This is a genomic window from Kordia sp. (assembly GCF_050633145.1).
Classification (GTDB): domain Bacteria; phylum Bacteroidota; class Bacteroidia; order Flavobacteriales; family Flavobacteriaceae; genus Kordia.
Window position 1 is genome coordinate 34,128 of record NZ_JBOEFY010000021.1, and the last position, 15,323, is coordinate 49,450.

At 32.9% G+C, this 15,323-nt stretch carries 17 protein-coding genes; 13 read left to right on the forward strand and 4 right to left on the reverse strand.

Going from position 1 to position 15,323, the window contains the following annotated elements; genetic code table 11:
• Window positions 1-381: 381 nt before the first annotated feature.
• From ACRBBL_RS10915 to ACRBBL_RS10945, 7 genes are all read left to right on the forward strand, one after another.
• Window positions 382-1,107 (forward strand): copper homeostasis protein CutC, encoded by a 726-nt coding sequence (locus ACRBBL_RS10915; protein WP_431369082.1) that lies wholly within the window; start codon window positions 382-384, stop codon window positions 1,105-1,107.
• A complete protein-coding gene (locus ACRBBL_RS10920; protein WP_431369083.1) occupies window positions 1,104-3,647 on the forward strand; it encodes a beta-mannosidase in 2,544 nt (847 codons plus the stop codon). The genes ACRBBL_RS10915 and ACRBBL_RS10920 overlap by 4 nt, the downstream gene beginning before the upstream one ends.
• Window positions 3,648-3,824: 177 nt before the next feature.
• On the forward strand, window positions 3,825-5,714 hold the full coding sequence (locus tag ACRBBL_RS10925) for a tetratricopeptide repeat-containing sensor histidine kinase (RefSeq protein WP_431369084.1): 1,890 nt from the start codon (window positions 3,825-3,827) through the stop codon (window positions 5,712-5,714).
• 51 nt (window positions 5,715-5,765) lie between these two features.
• Entirely contained in the window at window positions 5,766-6,272 is a 507-nt protein-coding gene (locus tag ACRBBL_RS10930) for a hypothetical protein (protein WP_431369085.1), read from the forward strand.
• 107 nt (window positions 6,273-6,379) lie between these two features.
• Complete coding sequence (locus tag ACRBBL_RS10935) at window positions 6,380-6,892, forward strand: hypothetical protein (RefSeq protein WP_431369086.1); 513 nt, start codon at window positions 6,380-6,382, stop codon at window positions 6,890-6,892.
• A 53-nt stretch (window positions 6,893-6,945) separates the two neighbouring features.
• Window positions 6,946-7,455 (forward strand): hypothetical protein, encoded by a 510-nt coding sequence (locus ACRBBL_RS10940; RefSeq protein WP_431369087.1) that lies wholly within the window; start codon window positions 6,946-6,948, stop codon window positions 7,453-7,455.
• 10 nt (window positions 7,456-7,465) lie between these two features.
• Entirely contained in the window at window positions 7,466-7,975 is a 510-nt protein-coding gene (locus ACRBBL_RS10945; RefSeq protein ID WP_431369088.1) for a hypothetical protein, read from the forward strand.
• Between the two features lie 3 nt (window positions 7,976-7,978).
• Here the strand turns inward: ACRBBL_RS10945 and ACRBBL_RS10950 are convergent, their stop codons facing one another.
• Window positions 7,979-8,554: a TIGR00730 family Rossman fold protein gene (locus ACRBBL_RS10950; RefSeq protein WP_431369089.1), complete on the reverse strand. Its 576-nt coding sequence runs from the start codon at window positions 8,552-8,554 to the stop codon at window positions 7,979-7,981.
• An 80-nt stretch (window positions 8,555-8,634) separates the two neighbouring features.
• Window positions 8,635-9,510 (reverse strand): peptide chain release factor N(5)-glutamine methyltransferase, encoded by an 876-nt coding sequence (gene prmC / locus ACRBBL_RS10955; RefSeq protein ID WP_431369090.1) that lies wholly within the window; start codon window positions 9,508-9,510, stop codon window positions 8,635-8,637.
• Window positions 9,511-9,654: 144 nt separating this feature from the next.
• On the opposite strand from prmC, the gene ACRBBL_RS10960 reads away from it, so the two are divergent.
• Entirely contained in the window at window positions 9,655-10,464 is an 810-nt protein-coding gene (locus tag ACRBBL_RS10960; protein WP_431369091.1) for a leucine-rich repeat domain-containing protein, read from the forward strand.
• A gap of 6 nt (window positions 10,465-10,470) precedes the next feature.
• Here ACRBBL_RS10960 and ACRBBL_RS10965 read toward each other — a convergent pair whose 3' ends face one another.
• On the reverse strand, window positions 10,471-10,950 hold the full coding sequence (locus ACRBBL_RS10965) for a GNAT family N-acetyltransferase (protein ID WP_431369092.1): 480 nt from the start codon (window positions 10,948-10,950) through the stop codon (window positions 10,471-10,473).
• On the reverse strand, window positions 10,950-11,525 hold the full coding sequence (locus tag ACRBBL_RS10970) for a pentapeptide repeat-containing protein (RefSeq protein ID WP_431369093.1): 576 nt from the start codon (window positions 11,523-11,525) through the stop codon (window positions 10,950-10,952). The genes ACRBBL_RS10965 and ACRBBL_RS10970 overlap by 1 nt, the downstream gene beginning before the upstream one ends.
• Before the next feature lie 190 nt (window positions 11,526-11,715).
• Between ACRBBL_RS10970 and ACRBBL_RS10975 the strand changes: the two genes are divergently transcribed.
• The 5 genes from ACRBBL_RS10975 to ACRBBL_RS10995 are packed head-to-tail and all read left to right on the forward strand — an operon-like array spanning window position 11,716 to window position 15,320.
• Complete coding sequence (locus ACRBBL_RS10975; protein WP_431369094.1) at window positions 11,716-12,177, forward strand: LEA type 2 family protein; 462 nt, start codon at window positions 11,716-11,718, stop codon at window positions 12,175-12,177.
• Entirely contained in the window at window positions 12,177-13,223 is a 1,047-nt protein-coding gene (gene ribD / locus ACRBBL_RS10980; RefSeq protein ID WP_431369095.1) for a bifunctional diaminohydroxyphosphoribosylaminopyrimidine deaminase/5-amino-6-(5-phosphoribosylamino)uracil reductase RibD, read from the forward strand. The genes ACRBBL_RS10975 and ribD overlap by 1 nt, the downstream gene beginning before the upstream one ends.
• Window positions 13,216-13,830: an HAD family hydrolase gene (locus ACRBBL_RS10985; protein ID WP_431369096.1), complete on the forward strand. Its 615-nt coding sequence runs from the start codon at window positions 13,216-13,218 to the stop codon at window positions 13,828-13,830. Before ribD ends, ACRBBL_RS10985 begins: the two co-directional genes overlap by 8 nt.
• The gene (locus tag ACRBBL_RS10990) at window positions 13,827-14,702 is read left to right on the forward strand and encodes an EamA family transporter (RefSeq protein WP_431369097.1); all 876 of its coding nucleotides are present in this window, start codon (window positions 13,827-13,829) and stop codon (window positions 14,700-14,702) included. Before ACRBBL_RS10985 ends, ACRBBL_RS10990 begins: the two co-directional genes overlap by 4 nt.
• A gap of 3 nt (window positions 14,703-14,705) precedes the next feature.
• Entirely contained in the window at window positions 14,706-15,320 is a 615-nt protein-coding gene (locus tag ACRBBL_RS10995) for an IMPACT family protein (protein WP_431369098.1), read from the forward strand.
• Window positions 15,321-15,323: the final 3 nt, after the last annotated feature.

A 15,323-nucleotide genomic window follows, 5' to 3' on the forward strand; every position in this document is an offset into this window, starting at 1 on the left:
CGTTGAAAAAGCAGCTATCTTTTTTAAAATACTCCATGTGCTTTCTATACTAATATCAATACTATGCTTGGTCTACGTTATTATGATTTGGATAGGTTATGTAACCTTTCCTTTTAAATAACATGATTGCTATAAAACTTACTCCTTCCCTACACTACAATCCCAAATTTTCGACCGCTGCTTCACTACTTCTTACATTTTTACAAACAACTACAGATTCAATTATTTAAAAATCATATCAATAATTGAAAGATAAAGCTTAAAAGAAAAGATTAATAAATGATATATTTGGGAATGAAGTCGAATTTGAAATTGAAATTGAGGTCGAACTCAAAAATTGACAATTCAACATCTAAAATTTAACATTTACAATATCAAAGTATGCTCCTAGAAATCTGTGCAAATTCTTATCAATCTGCTATAAATGCTGAGAAAGCAGGCGCACATCGTATTGAACTCTGTTCCGAATTAGCTGTTGGTGGCATTTCACCTTCGTACGGATTGCTCAAAAAAGTAATGGCTGACTTGAAGATTCCTGTGCATGTATTAATTCGTCCAAGAAGTGGCGATTTTACCTATTCACATGACGAATTTGAAATCATGAAGGAGAATATTCTATTATGTAAAGAATTAGGCTGCGCCGGAATTGTTTCAGGTATTTTACATCAAGATCAAACCATTGATGCAGAACGTACGGCTGCACTCATTGAACTTTCAAAACCAATGAATTTTACGTTTCATCGTGGTTTTGATTGGACGCCAAATCCGCAGGAAGCTATTGTTGAATTGGCAGTTTTAGGTGTTGATCGCGTATTGACTTCTGGACAAGCTGAAAGTGCTGAAAAAGGTATTTTACTGTTGCAAGAATTACAAGAAATTAATGAAAACGAATTGATTATTATGCCTGGCGGCGGAATCAATCCAAGCAATGCGTATCTCTTTAAAGAAAGTGGTTTCCATGAAATTCACTGTTCTGCAACAAGCATTCGTCAATCTATCAACACTCCTAAAATTAGCATGAATAGTGGCAATTTATTCAACGAAACGCGGATTGCAACTTCCAACAAAGAAAAAATCAAACAAATTTTAGAACGTATCCATTCATGAAACAAGTAAATTCTATTTTTTGTACACTCATACTAGCACTTTTACTCATTGGCTGTGCTAAAAACGATTTGCCAACAGTTGAAAATATTCACCAAAACTGGGAGTTTAAACAACAAACAGATAGCACATGGAATACCGCAAGCGTTCCTGGAAATGTATATTCTGATTTGTTAGATCATAAAAAAATTCCTGATCCATTCTTTGGTTCAAACGAACTGAATGTACAATGGGTTCCTACGAAAGATTGGGAATATCAGACAACATTCGAGCTTGACTCAAAAACAATAGAAAAATCGAATATTGAGTTAACGTTTGAAGGGTTAGATACCTATGCGAGTATTTACCTCAACGATTCGCTTATTGGAAAAACAAACAATGCATTCCGAACGTGGAAGTTCGACATAAAAAAATTAGCAAAAGCTAAAAATTCATTACGCATTGGTTTTCAAAAAACGAGTGTTCACGAAGAAAAAGAAACTGCAAAACTAGAGTACTTATTGAATCCTGGCACGCGTGTATTTACGAGAAAAGCACAATTTCACTACGGTTGGGATTGGGGACCAACTATAAACACATCTGGAATTTGGAAACCTATCAAAATCACTTCGTGGAATACGATGAAGTTAGACGATGTCTATTTTAAGCAAGAAGAATTAACGGATGAATTGGCGCTGATTACGGTAGAATATACGATTTCATCCGATAAAGATATTGAGGAAACTACATTTGAAATCAAATATGAAGACACGAAACATACTGTAACATCTCCTGTTCACAAAGGAACGCATACGTATAAAACCAATCTTAAGATAAAAAATCCAAATCGTTGGTGGACACAAAATTTAGGAACTCCGCATTTGTATGAGTTTGATGTCACGCTAAAACAAGGAAATGATTTAAAAGGGCAAGAGAAAATCAAAATTGGCTTGCGAACGATTGAATTGATCCGAGAGAAAGACGAAAAAGGAGAAAGCTTCTATTTTAAACTCAACGGAATTCCTGTGTTTATGAAAGGTGCCAATTACATTCCGCAACACAGCATGCAAGACAAAGTTACGGATGCACATTATAAGAAGCTATTGAACGATGTTGTAGACGCAAATATGAATATGCTGCGCGTTTGGGGCGGCGGAATTTATGAGAATGATATTTTTTACGAATTGTGTGACGAAAAAGGAATTTTAGTCTGGCAAGATTTTATGTTTGCTTGCGCGATGTATCCTGGTGATGAAGCCTTTTTGGAGAATGTAGAAAAAGAAGCAATCGATCAAGTGAAGCGATTGCGCAATTATGCTTCCATTGCACTTTGGTGTGGGAATAATGAAAATAATGAAGCTTGGCATCGTTGGGGCTGGCAAACCGATAAAACACAGGCACAAAAAGAAGAAATTTGGGCAAGTTATTTAGCCGTTTTTGATCGTATTTTACCTGAAACTGTCGCTAAATTTGATGCTGAAATTTCGTATTGGGAAAGTTCGCCAAGTTACGGACGTGGAGATGAACGCTTTCAGTTTGAAGGCGATGCCCACGATTGGGGCGTTTGGCATGATGCCTTACCTTTTGAACGTTTTGAACAGAAAGTACCGCGTTTTATGAGTGAATTCGGATTTCAGTCATTTCCTTCCTATGAAGCTATTCGTGCGTTTACAGGAGAAGATAGCATTAGCATTAATCATGATAGTTATATAACACATCAAAAACATCCGAGAGGTTTCAAACTAATTCGTGACTATATGGAACGTGATTATCCTGTGCCAACTGCTGGAGACGATTATGTATATATGAGTCAATTGACACAAGCCAAAGGAATAACGATGGGAATGGAAGCAGAACGTCGTGCAATGCCATATTGTATGGGAAGTTTGTACTGGCAATTAAACGATTGCTGGCCTGTAGTCTCGTGGTCAAGCATTGATTTTATGGGAAATTGGAAAGCGCTACATTACAAAACCAAAAAGTCCTTTGAAGATGTGTTGATTTCTTCTGTTGTAGAAGATGATACTATCAACACCTATATTGTTTCTGATAAATTACAAGCCTTAAAAGGAGACTTTACATTGGAGTTTTTAGATTTCAATGGAAAAGTAATTCATAATGTAAAACAAACACTTACGGTTGCAGCAAATACAAGTCAACTAGTTGCCAAAATTTCTGTTGCAGACATCAATGCCAACCCAAGTGACTATGTAATGAAAGCTGTCTTTGTTTCGACTCCGCTCAATGTAAACGCTCAGACAACTTCAACTTCAACTTCAAGTTCACTTTTCTATGTAGCGCGACCAAAAGAATTACAATTACCAAAAGAAGCCGTTTCTACAAACATCACAAAGATTGAAGGCGGATTTTCCATAGAAGTTTCTGCTAAAACCTTACAAAAGGATGTATTTTTCTATACAAAAGCCAAAGGTCATTTTTCAGATAATTTCTTTGATGTATTGCCCGATGAAACTGTTACTATTACGTTTATGACCGAGGCTGAAACTATTGATGATTTGGCGTTTAAAACGTTGAATGGAATTCAGCAACATTTAGAAAAATAGTATTGTCTTTTTTGGTATTTTAGTATTTCTAAAACTTAAAGATTGAATACTTTTTTTAAATCCCTTATTAGCTTATTTTTCTTTTTCAACATTATAACTAGTTTTTCTCAAGAAACTTCTGCTATACATGATAGTATTGTGTCTTGGATTGAAAAGGCTAAGGATAAAAAATTGTCTTTGAAAAAGAGAAAAGCTTGGATATCTAGAGCTGAAATCGAATTTAGTAAAGTTAAAAATGATTCTTTAAGGAATAATTGTATATATAAATTAGAAAACTTCTATTTAAACTTTAGTGATTCTTTAAAGTTTAGATTTTACAATAATAAAGGTTTGATACTATCACTAAGGCTTAGTGATAGTATCAAGATTGCTAATTATAACTGGGATAAAGGTGTTTTTTATTATAGATATGATTTAAAAGATAGTGCTTATGCATGTTATCATTACGCAAAAGAAATCCATAACTCTATTTATCCGAATGACATTGAAGTAGGCAAATTACTACTTAACCTATCTCGAATACAAAAAAATGTAAAAAATTATATAGGAGCTGAAATTAATGCTATTAAAGCCATTGAGATATTCAAGTTATTCAAAGACAAAAGGAGATTATATAGTGGCTACAATCAATTAGGGATTATTTATAAAAATTTAAAGTTGTATGATAAAGCGCTTAAAAATTATTATACAGCATTGAATTATTTAAACGAGAAAGATAATATAAGAATTACTTACAGTTTAAATAATATTGGATTAATTCATCGATATCAAGGAAATTACCAAAAAGCTATTAATAATTTTAGAAATGCTTTGGAAACTGATAGCTTATTCTATAAAAATCCAAGACATTATTCTATTCTATTAGACAATCTAGCATATACTAAGTTTTTATCAAATGATACTATCGGTATCCAAAAGCTATTTTACAAATCTTTGCATATAAAAGATAGCATTAATTTTTCATCAGGAATTGGCATTAGCAAATTACATTTAGCTGAATATTATCTAGGTATATATAATGACTCGTTAAGAAGTTTCAAACTTGCTATCGAAGCTAAAGATCTATTAAAAAAAATTAAATCCTATAAACTTTTACTTGAATCCTATGACTTACTTGCTAAAATTAATTCAAAAAATAGCTCAAAATACCTAAGGCGTTATATTACAATTAGTGATAGTCTCCTTTTGGAAGAACGCCGTACACTTGATAAATTTACTCGTATTGAGTATGAAACTAACGAGCTTGAGGAACAATTTAATAAAACGCAAATGGAAGTTCAAAAGCTAGGAAACGAAGCTACAAAGTACAAACTTAGAAACCGAAGAGTCTATCAAATTCTTTGGTGGATCGGAGGAAGTATTGTTATAATTTCTATTGTTTTAATCGTTCGATATTACCAGCGAGTACTTCGCAACAAATACGAAAAAGTAGTTTTACAACAACAGTTGCTACGTTCGCAGATGAATCCGCATTTTTTGTTTAATACATTGAATACTATTTTACACGCCAACGATACACAACCAGAAAAAACCAAACAGTACGTTCTTAAATTGTCACAGTTACTAAGAACTACTTTAGAAAATTCTAGAGAAGAGTTTGTACCATTACAAGATGAAATTGAAGCTATTGATAATTATCTGAATCTACAGTCGAATTTTTCAGAGAAGTTTGATTTTAAAGTAACGATTGATGATGCTTTGGAAACCGAGTTTACCTATGTTCCACCAATGTTGATTCAGCCTTTTGTTGAAAATGCGATTATTCACGGAATTATGAATACCAAAACTAGAGGATTGATTTCTTTAGATTTCAGTCTAAAAAGCAAAGAATTAGTTTCATGCACTATAACTGACAATGGAATTGGGTATTCTAAAAATTCTCATGAAGAAAAAAGCAATCTCAAAACACATAAATCCATTTCTGGAGATATTGTAAAAGAACGTTTGGTTATTTACAACAAGCAAAATAAAACCAATGCTTCACTAAAAATTGAAGATATCGCTGATATAAATAGAAATACTACAGGAACAAAAGTGATATTAAATTTACCTTCGTACGAAATATAAAATCACGATTAAAACTGTATTTTAGCAGTTATAAAATCTTGAATTTCATTTATGAAAAAATCAATCTATATCATTGCTTTAACTTTTGTTTCAATTGTATATACTTCTTGTACTTCTTCGGAACCAAAACCTGAAGAATTAGCTGTTAAACAAACGTTTGCATTATTACAGCAAATGGATAGTATTTCACAGAGTGAGTTTAATAGCTATTTTATTTCCTTAGATGAATTACGAGAAATTGCAAAAGATACTTCTATTAGTAAAACTTTTAGAAACGCAGTTACAAACGTATCTAAAGACATTCATGACAAAAGATTACATCAATCCTACGATATGATTAAAGAGTCTGGCAAACGCTTTAAAATCGACTGGAAAGGAATTACATTCAGAGAATATCCATTTGTAATGAGAGATGAAGATGGAATTACACTACAAGATGGTTTTGTAGCGTTTGATTACAAGGAAAAAAAGTTTGTAACCAAGATTGTTTCTATTAAGTTTAAAAATGAGCAACGTTTGTTCAACTTGTCAAATATAGAACCTGTACGAAAGCAGTAATTCTATTTGAGCACATACTGGAATTTTTACACAATTCATTATACAATTTGATTTTGTGTATTGTTAATTTTTCTATCTTTAAGAAAATAATCCTGAATACCATTCCAATGAAAAAACTACAATTCGTTTTAATCATACTAGCTACCTCATTGTTATTCACTTCTTGTGACAAAACTAAAGGTGTTGCAAAACCTGACGATATGGGCAAATATGTTTTTGATTTTTTAAAAGGCATTGATGACGTTACAAAAGATGGATATATCAACTATTTAATGACTGTAGAAGAAATTAAAGCATTTGGAAAACGTAATGCGGAAACATTAACCCCAAAAGCCAAAGATGATATTGATGATCTTGAGAAAGATAAATATGAAGGAAAAATGAGTAGAGATTATAATCGTTTGAAAGAAAGAGGAAAAAAATATAAAATCGATTGGAATACTATTGAATATGGTGATTATGAATTTGAAGAAAGAGATGAAGATGGTTTAAAAGGCGCACGCGGTACGCTATCATTTGCATATGAAGATAAAGACTATGCTGTGAGAATAACGAGTGTATCTATAGATGGTACATATAAACTTGTACGAATTGCTAATCTAAGAGAAAAAAGAGAATAATTTATATCTAAAAAAATATCTTACCCTATAAAACAATCAAGAATATCATTTTTATGAAAAAATCATCATTTCTTCTTATCACACTTTTTATCGTTACTTTTTCAGGATATTCACAAAACTCAAAAAATGTTGCTACAGCTGATGAAGTTGGCAAATACTCATTTAATGTTTTGAAAAACTTAGAGAATACCTCAAAAGAACAATTCAAAAATAACTTATTAACTATTGAGGAACTTAAAGAGTATGTTAACAAATACAGTGACTCATTAGAAGAATTCAAAGAGGAAATGAATAAGACGGATAATGCATCATATCAAGAAAGAGTCTTTAAAGTATATAATGAATTCAAAGAAAAGGAGAAGGAATTCAAAATTGTTTGGAAAGATATTGAATACTCCAATTTTACCTATGACGAGAGAGAAGAAGTTGGTTTGAAAGGTATACGAGCAAAATTATTTTTTAAATATAAAGAGAATGAATATGTAGTACGAATTGCTGCAATACATATTAAAAATGCTTACTACCCACTTATTATCAGACGATTGAGAGCAGTTTCTAAATAGATACAGTTTCATGAAAAAAATGTCATTTCTTTTAATCGTATTTTTCACTGTTACGCTTTCTGTACATTCCCAAGACTTTTCGAATATCACTAGTTTGGAAAAAATGGGGAAATACGCTTTCAACATCTTGAAAAACCTAGATAAAACTTCTGAAAAAGAGTTTAAAAACAGCTTTTTAAGTCTTGCAAAAATTAAAATGTATGTAAATATAAAGCAAGACTATACTAAAAACGAGACTAGAGACGATATCAATAAAATTGCTACAGAAACGTTTAACCAAAAAATTATTGAGGAATATACATCTCTAAAAGAAAAAGGGAAAGAATTCAATATTGAATGGAATGCTATTGAGTATTTAGACTACACATACAGTCAAAAAACTAAAGATGGTTTTACTGTAGTCCGTGGAAAATTAATATTCAAACACAAAGAAAACAAATATCAAGTAATCGCTTCTGCTTTTTTCGTTGACAACGTATACAAACCTCTTATCATTAGACGATTAAGAGAGAAAAATTAACAACTACGCATTATCTAACCATTTTGGAATTGCTTGCGGTACAAAATTTCGCATGCGTTCCAATAATCTTGTGATATCAGTTTCAATGATAAGCATGTCAAAATTCTTTTCTTTTAACAATTGCTTTTGCATCATGGTTTGCATCATTGCTATGAGTTCGTCATAATATCCATTACTATTTAAAATTGCTACAGGATGCTGTATCTGTGCCAATTGCAATGCAGTCATGACTTCAAAGAGCTCTTCCAACGTTCCAAATCCACCAGGAAGTGCAATAAAACCTTCCGATAATTCTATCATTTTCATCTTGCGTTCTACCATTGTTTGCGTTGTATGCAATTCCGTAAGATTCTCATGGACGACTTCTTTACGCTTTAAAAATTCAGGAATTACACCAATCACTTCTCCTCCATTTTCCAATGCTGTATTTGCGACAGTTCCCATAATTCCAATCCTAGCGCCACCATAAATTACTTTGATGTTTTCTTGAGCTAATTTTTTTCCTAATTCGGTTGCGTCTGCAACAATCTTTGGATCATTTCCGAGACTACTTCCGCAATAAACTGCAATACTTTTCATTTTTTTGGTGTTTGGGTTTTGGGTTTTGGGTTTTGGGTTTTGGGTTTTGGGTTTTAAAAGTATCATTTAAAATTTAACATTCATAATTTCACAGCCTTCATCATCCGGTCTACGCCGAAAATGTCTGTTCGCAACTCAATGTTTTTAAATTCTTTATTTTTCAATAGAGCAATCATTTCTTTTCCTAAATACTGATTGATTTCAAAGTATAAACTTCCATTTGGCTGTAAGTTCGCTTTCGCTAGATTTGCTATTCGATCATAAAAAATTAGTGGATTGTCATCTTCCACAAACAATGCTGAATCTGGCTCAAACTCCAACACATTTTTTTGCATTTCGGCTTTCTCCAAATTTCGTACATATGGCGGATTTGACACAATGATGTCAAACGACAATTTATCTTCATTGAACACATTCAAATCAGCTAAGGACAATACATCTGCTTTTTCAAATTGAATCTCAACTTCATTTGCTTTTGCATTTTTTTGCGCGACTTTTAAAGCACTTTCTGAAATATCTAATGCATATATTTTAGCATTTGGCAAGTGTTTCTTTAATGCAATTGGAATACAGCCACTTCCGGTTCCAATGTCTAAAATTCGGAGTGTTTCAGTTGCAGTGTGCTTCTTCACGGCATCCAAAATCCATTGTACCAATTCTTCAGTTTCTGGTCGTGGAATCAAGGTGTGTTCATTCACCAAAAAATCCAAACCAAAAAAATGAGCATTTCCTAAAATATGCTGAATTGGTTTTTGTAATTTCAATTCGCTCAATGCGGAAAACATCGGAGTTTCTTGTGCTTTCGTAATTACATAATCAGGATCTAATGCCAACGCAAAACGTTCCAAGCCAAAATATGCTTCTGTCAACATAAAAAAGAAACTATTCACCTCATCTTTTCCGTAAATCTCGTCCAATTCCTTATGAAATATGTTTTGTATATCTTTTAGTTTCAATAGATGCTATTTTTAAGAATAGTTAAGCAATATCATGATATAAACTTGAAAACGCAACATTACAAAAAGGTTATTTTGATTTTAAGTAGAATTCAGTTAGTTTTAAAAGCACGAGCGAAATTTAACCCAAATCAGATATAATTAATGAGCAGAATTAGACGATATAAAAGTTTACAAACAGCTTTAGAAAATCAAGACGATGTGAAGCATCTCGTTTTAAAAACAAATATATTTCAATATGAGATTTGCGCATTGCATAATCTTGAGATATTAAGGCTTATATCGCCCAATTATCCTTTAGAAATTCCTGAAGAAATTATTCATTTATCAAAATTGAGAAGTCTTGCATTTAGAAATACTGAAGTAGGAACTTTTCCTTCATTCATAGGAGATTTAAAAAATTTAGAAAAGATAGATTTTGGAAAAAACGTTGTGAAAATCGATGCTAAAATCTGGGAATTAGAAAAATTAAACGCTGTTAGAATTGATTGTTCGCATCTGGAAAAGTTTCCTGAAGATATTATAAATTGTGCTAGCTTAGAACATATTGAAATTAAAGGTTTTAATGAAAATCCATCTATACATCTAAAAGATATTTTATTGGTTTTAGCCAAATTGCCAAACCTAAAAAGTTTGAATCTTTCTTCGCAAGAAATAAAAACATTACCCAAAGAAATTGGCGATTTACAACATTTAGTCTATTTAGATATTACGTTTACAGGTTTGCAATCTGTTCCCGAAGATCTTTCAAAATTGCATAACCTTCAAACAATTCGATTGATGGAAAATAGTAGAGAGCTCAAAGCTCAAATCAAAAAATACTTACCAAACAAAGGGAAATTAGTATCCAAATGGACAGTTGATGTACGCGGTTTGAAAGCAACACAACATGCTGTGCGAGACACACAAATGTACATTACAGGAGAAGCGCCCGTTATTTACAATAATGTATAAGTTAGATTAACCTAACTCCTTCAACATCCAAACACCACAAGAATAATGACCTGTGTTTCCAAGTGGTCCGTCTAAGTGTGTAAAACCGAAAGATTCATAAATGTGAATTGCTGCTTTTAACTGTGAAGCCGATTCCAAATAACATTGAGCGTATCCTAAGTCTTTCGCAGCTTCTAAACATTTGGCAAACATCAATTTTCCATATCCTTTTCCTCTAGCTTTGGCCAAAAAGTACATTTTCTGTAATTCGCATACATTATCCTTATTATCGCGCAATTGCTTAATTCCAGCACCACCAACTACTTCTCCACCTTCTTCAATCACGTAATATACTTCGCGCTCACCCTGATAGGCTTCAAACATCGCATCTGTTTCTGGATCTACATACGCAGTTCCTACTCTTGGAATATCAAACTCAGGAAAAGCAGCTCTGATAAATGTTGCTGCTGCTTCATTGTCTTTTTGTTGTATTTCTCTAATAATCATTACGAACTAATTTTAATATCATAATTGGTTAGCAAACCGTGAATTTCCTTACGGGAAAACTTCGCTTTTTTTAGTTTATTTTGTGTCGGATCAATCGAATAATTTCGTGCCGAAGTAAAATCTGCTTTCTCTAAATTGGTTCGTTCAAAAATTGCGGCTTTCAAATCGCAATCATCAAACACTGCACTTTCCAAATTTGTTGCTGTAAAATCTACTTTCTGTAAATTACTTCCACTAAATGAAGTTTGCTTGATAGTCAATTCTGCAAAGGAGGCCAATTCCAAATTACAGGATTTAAAATTTGCCGAAAACAAAAAATTAGTACAGACACTAAAATCAACGCCTAACAGCTTACAATTTACAAAATCGACTTCATTAAATGAGGTGCTTTTCACTTTTGCATTTGTCATATTACAGGCATCAAACGTACACTCCAAAAATGATATCGCATCCATGTAAACACCTTCAAACTTACAATTGATAAATGTGCAATTGTCATATTCGCCTTTCGAGAAAGCTTGCTGTGTATAATCAATTTGTGTAAAAGTTTGATCTTGATAGAATTCTTGACTCATTTTGTATACGCTTCAGATAGAAATTGTGTAGTTTTGCGATGCTGTGAAGATACTAAATTTGGTTGAATTTGGTTGGTTGTTGCTCGTTGTTTGTTGTATGTGTTTTTTTAACAAAATTCCGTCAATCTGAACTTGATTCAGTTTCGCATAACAGTGAGATTATCATTATTTCAATCATAAAAAACAAAACATGAAAAAACTCATCATCATTCCGATTTTGCTACTTCTTATAAGTTGTAGCGTTCGCGAAAAACCTTTGTTTGTAAAAGTAGATAATATGAAAGTAGTATCTTCTACTTTAGAAAATATTGTCCTTACGGCAGATGCGTACTTTATCAATCAAAATGATATTGGCGGAAGTATGGAAAGTAAAAATATCGATGTCATCATCAACAATGTAAAAGTGGCACAAATGAGTTCTGAAATGTTTGAAGTGCCCGCAGGCGAAGAGTTTACTATTCCACTCAAAGTTGTTGTTCCAACAAAAAAAGTACTTGGTAGTAATGAAAATGGTGTTTTAGGAGGAATTTTGAATAGTATTATCAACAAAAAAATCAATGTACAATACAAAGGTATTATTACCTATCACAAATTAGGTTTTTCGTATGATTATGAAGTAGATACTACCCAAGAAATAAAAATTAAAATCTAGTGTCAAACACACACGAAACATATATGAAACGTTGTTTGCAACTAGCCAAAAATGGATTAGTTGCTGCAATGCCAAATCCTTCGGTTGGCGCGGTTATTGTGCATAACGACACAATTATTGGTGAAGGTTATACAAGTGCGTATGGCGGAAATCATGCGGAAGTAAATGCGGTACATTCTGTAAAAGACAAATCTTTATTAAAAGAAGCAACTATCTATGTTTCGCTTGAGCCTTGTAGTCACTTTGGAAAAACGCCGCCGTGTAGCGATTTAATCATCAAACACAACATTCCAAAAGTAGTTATTGGTACGATTGATCCGTTTGCTGAAGTTGCAGGAAAAGGCGTCGAAAAACTTCAAAATGCTGGTCGCGAAGTAATTTTAAATGTATTGAAAGATGAATGCATCGCTTCCAACAAACGTTTTTTTACATTTCATCAGCACAAACGTCCGTATATCATTTTAAAATGGGCAGAAACACAAGATGGTTTTATTGATAAAATTCGTCAAGAGAATGATCCTGTGCAACCCAATTGGATTACAAATACCTATTCGCGTCAGTTGGTTCATAAATGGCGAAGTGAAGAAGCTTCGATTTTAGTGGGAACAAATACCGCAATTACAGACAATCCGAAGTTGAATACGCGCGATTGGCACGGCAAAAGTCCAGTTCGAATTGTTTTGGATAGAAGTTTGCGAATTCCTGAGAGTTATTCACTGTTCGATCAAACCATAAAAACAATTGTGCTCACAGAACAAGAAGCAGAAAGCGAAATCAACTTGGTTTTTGAAACAATTGATTTTACTAAAAACATAGCAACTCAAATCTGTGAAGTGTTATACAAACATAGAATTCAATCTGTAATTATTGAAGGTGGAAAACAAACATTGCAAACGTTTATTGATGCCAATTTGTGGGATGAAGCACGCGTTTTTAAAGGAAACGTTTTGTTTCAACAAGGAATAGAAGCACCAACGCTTCAAGGAAAATTACAAGAATTAACTGCTATTTTAGACAATTCACTAGACATTTATTACAATGATTAAAAATATAATTTTCGATTACGGCGATATCTTTATCAATTTGGACAAACCTGCAACAGCACGTGAGTTAAACAAGTTAGGTATTGATGATTTTACGTCTGAAATGGTTGAAAAGAATCAAGCATACGAAAAAGGACTGATGACAACAGAAGCCTTTGTCAATTTTTATCACGAACACTTCCCACATACAACCAAAGAAGGTTTAGTTGATGCGTGGAATGCTATTCTACTCGATTTCCCAAAACACCGAATGGAATTCATCCAACAATTGGCAAAAGACAACAACTACAGACTTTTTATTCTGAGCAATACCAACGATTTACACATTTCGTGGATTCAACAAGATTGGGGAATGGAATTGTACAACGAGTTCAAAAGTTGCTTTGAAAAATTCTATTTATCACACGAAATTCATTTTCGCAAACCCAATGTTGATATTTATGAATTTGTTCTGAATGAAAACGATTTAAAAGCGGAAGAAACTTTATTTATTGATGATACAGCCGAAAACACGGATGCTGCGTCAACACTCGGAATTCATGTGTGGAATTTAATTCCTGGCAAAGAAGATGTTGTAGATTTATTCACGCATAAAAAATCATTATTTTGATTTACCTCATCCTAAGTATTTTTATTTCGAGTTCGTTATTTGTCATCTTTAAACTATTTGACAAATATCAAGTCAACACCTTTCAAGCAATAGTTGTCAATTATATTACGGCTTTTAGTTGCGGATTTTTCTTTTACGGAAACGGAATTACACTCAATCAAATTTCACAAAAACCCTGGGCAATTGGTGCTGTAATTTTAGGCGCTTTATTTATTTCTGTTTTTATTTTGATGGCACTTACTGCACAGCGCAACGGACTTTCAGTTGCTTCAGTTGCAGGAAAAATGTCAGTTGTAGTTCCAGTAATATTTGCTGTGATTGTGTACAATGAACAATTGAGTTTACTGAAAATTGCAGGAATCATTTTAGCATTATTGGCGGTATATTTAACGACTGTAAAAAAGGATGGCGGTTCGTTTGATCGTAAAAAAATACTCTTTCCAGCTTTACTATTTATAGGTTCTGGAATTATTGACACGACGATTAAATATGTTGATAAAATGTATGTTACCAAAGGAGAAACGCCTGTTTTTTCGGCAGCAATTTTTGGGTGCGCTTTTGTTTTTGGAATGATTGTTATTGCAATTCGTCGCGATTTTAAAATTACTGGAAAAACGATCCTTGGCGGGATTTTACTTGGAATTCCCAACTTCTACTCTATTGTATTTCTATTAAAAGCCTTACAACCAGAACATGTTGGTGACAGTTCTACAGTTTATCCTATTAATAATGTGGCAATTGTAATGTTATCGACTATATTTGGAATTATCTTGTTTAAAGAAAGACTAATTACTAAAAACTGGATTGGAATTGCGATTGCGATTATAAGTATTGTGATGATTGCTATTTCGGCTCAACCTGTTAATGCATAACTATTGGAAATAAAAGACACCTATAAAACCATTGATGTTCCTTCAGAAGAAACATTGTTTAAAGACAGAAACAGTAAGTTTTTTGGCTATGCGTTTCCAGTGTTTAATGAAGATGATATCAAAATACATTTAGAAGCTTTGAAAAAAAGTCATCATTCTGCAAGACATTGGTGTTATGCATGGCAATTGGGTAAAAGTGAGCCGTTTCGTTTTCGTGCCAATGACGATGGCGAACCTTCTAATAGTGCTGGAATGCCGATTTATGGGCAAATTCAATCCTTTGATGTAACTAATATTCTAATTGTTGTGGTTCGTTATTTTGGAGGAACTAAGTTAGGCGTTGGCGGATTGATTAACGCCTATCGCACAGGCGCACAAATGGCGTTAGAAGCTTCTGAAATCCTTGAAAAAACGATTAATATAGACTATTTACTTGTGTTCGATTATAAGAACATGAACAAAGTCATGCGTGTTGTAAAAGAGCGAAACTTAAACATCATTGCGCAAAAACTAGAAATGGATTGTCGTATTACCATTTCTGTACGTCAAAAAGAGGCGCAACAAATTTTTGAGTTGTTTACGAATTTGTATGAAATTGAGATTGAAGAAATCGAGTAAAAT

Bases quoted from the DNA above. Each gene is read 5' to 3' on its own strand.
- ACRBBL_RS10915 (WP_431369082.1), top strand. From the start codon at position 382: ATGCTCCTAGAAATCTGTGCAAATTCTTATCAATCTGCTATAAATGCT.
- ACRBBL_RS10920 (WP_431369083.1), top strand. From the start codon at position 1,104: ATGAAACAAGTAAATTCTATTTTTTGTACACTCATACTAGCACTTTTA.
- ACRBBL_RS10930 (WP_431369085.1), top strand. From the start codon at position 5,766: ATGAAAAAATCAATCTATATCATTGCTTTAACTTTTGTTTCAATTGTA.
- ACRBBL_RS10935 (WP_431369086.1), top strand. From the start codon at position 6,380: ATGAAAAAACTACAATTCGTTTTAATCATACTAGCTACCTCATTGTTA.
- ACRBBL_RS10940 (WP_431369087.1), top strand. From the start codon at position 6,946: ATGAAAAAATCATCATTTCTTCTTATCACACTTTTTATCGTTACTTTT.
- ACRBBL_RS10945 (WP_431369088.1), top strand. From the start codon at position 7,466: ATGAAAAAAATGTCATTTCTTTTAATCGTATTTTTCACTGTTACGCTT.
- ACRBBL_RS10950 (WP_431369089.1), bottom strand. From the start codon at position 8,554: ATGAAAAGTATTGCAGTTTATTGCGGAAGTAGTCTCGGAAATGATCCA.
- ACRBBL_RS10960 (WP_431369091.1), top strand. From the start codon at position 9,655: ATGAGCAGAATTAGACGATATAAAAGTTTACAAACAGCTTTAGAAAAT.
- ACRBBL_RS10965 (WP_431369092.1), bottom strand. From the start codon at position 10,950: ATGATTATTAGAGAAATACAACAAAAAGACAATGAAGCAGCAGCAACA.
- ACRBBL_RS10970 (WP_431369093.1), bottom strand. From the start codon at position 11,525: ATGAGTCAAGAATTCTATCAAGATCAAACTTTTACACAAATTGATTAT.
- ACRBBL_RS10975 (WP_431369094.1), top strand. From the start codon at position 11,716: ATGAAAAAACTCATCATCATTCCGATTTTGCTACTTCTTATAAGTTGT.
- ACRBBL_RS10985 (WP_431369096.1), top strand. From the start codon at position 13,216: ATGATTAAAAATATAATTTTCGATTACGGCGATATCTTTATCAATTTG.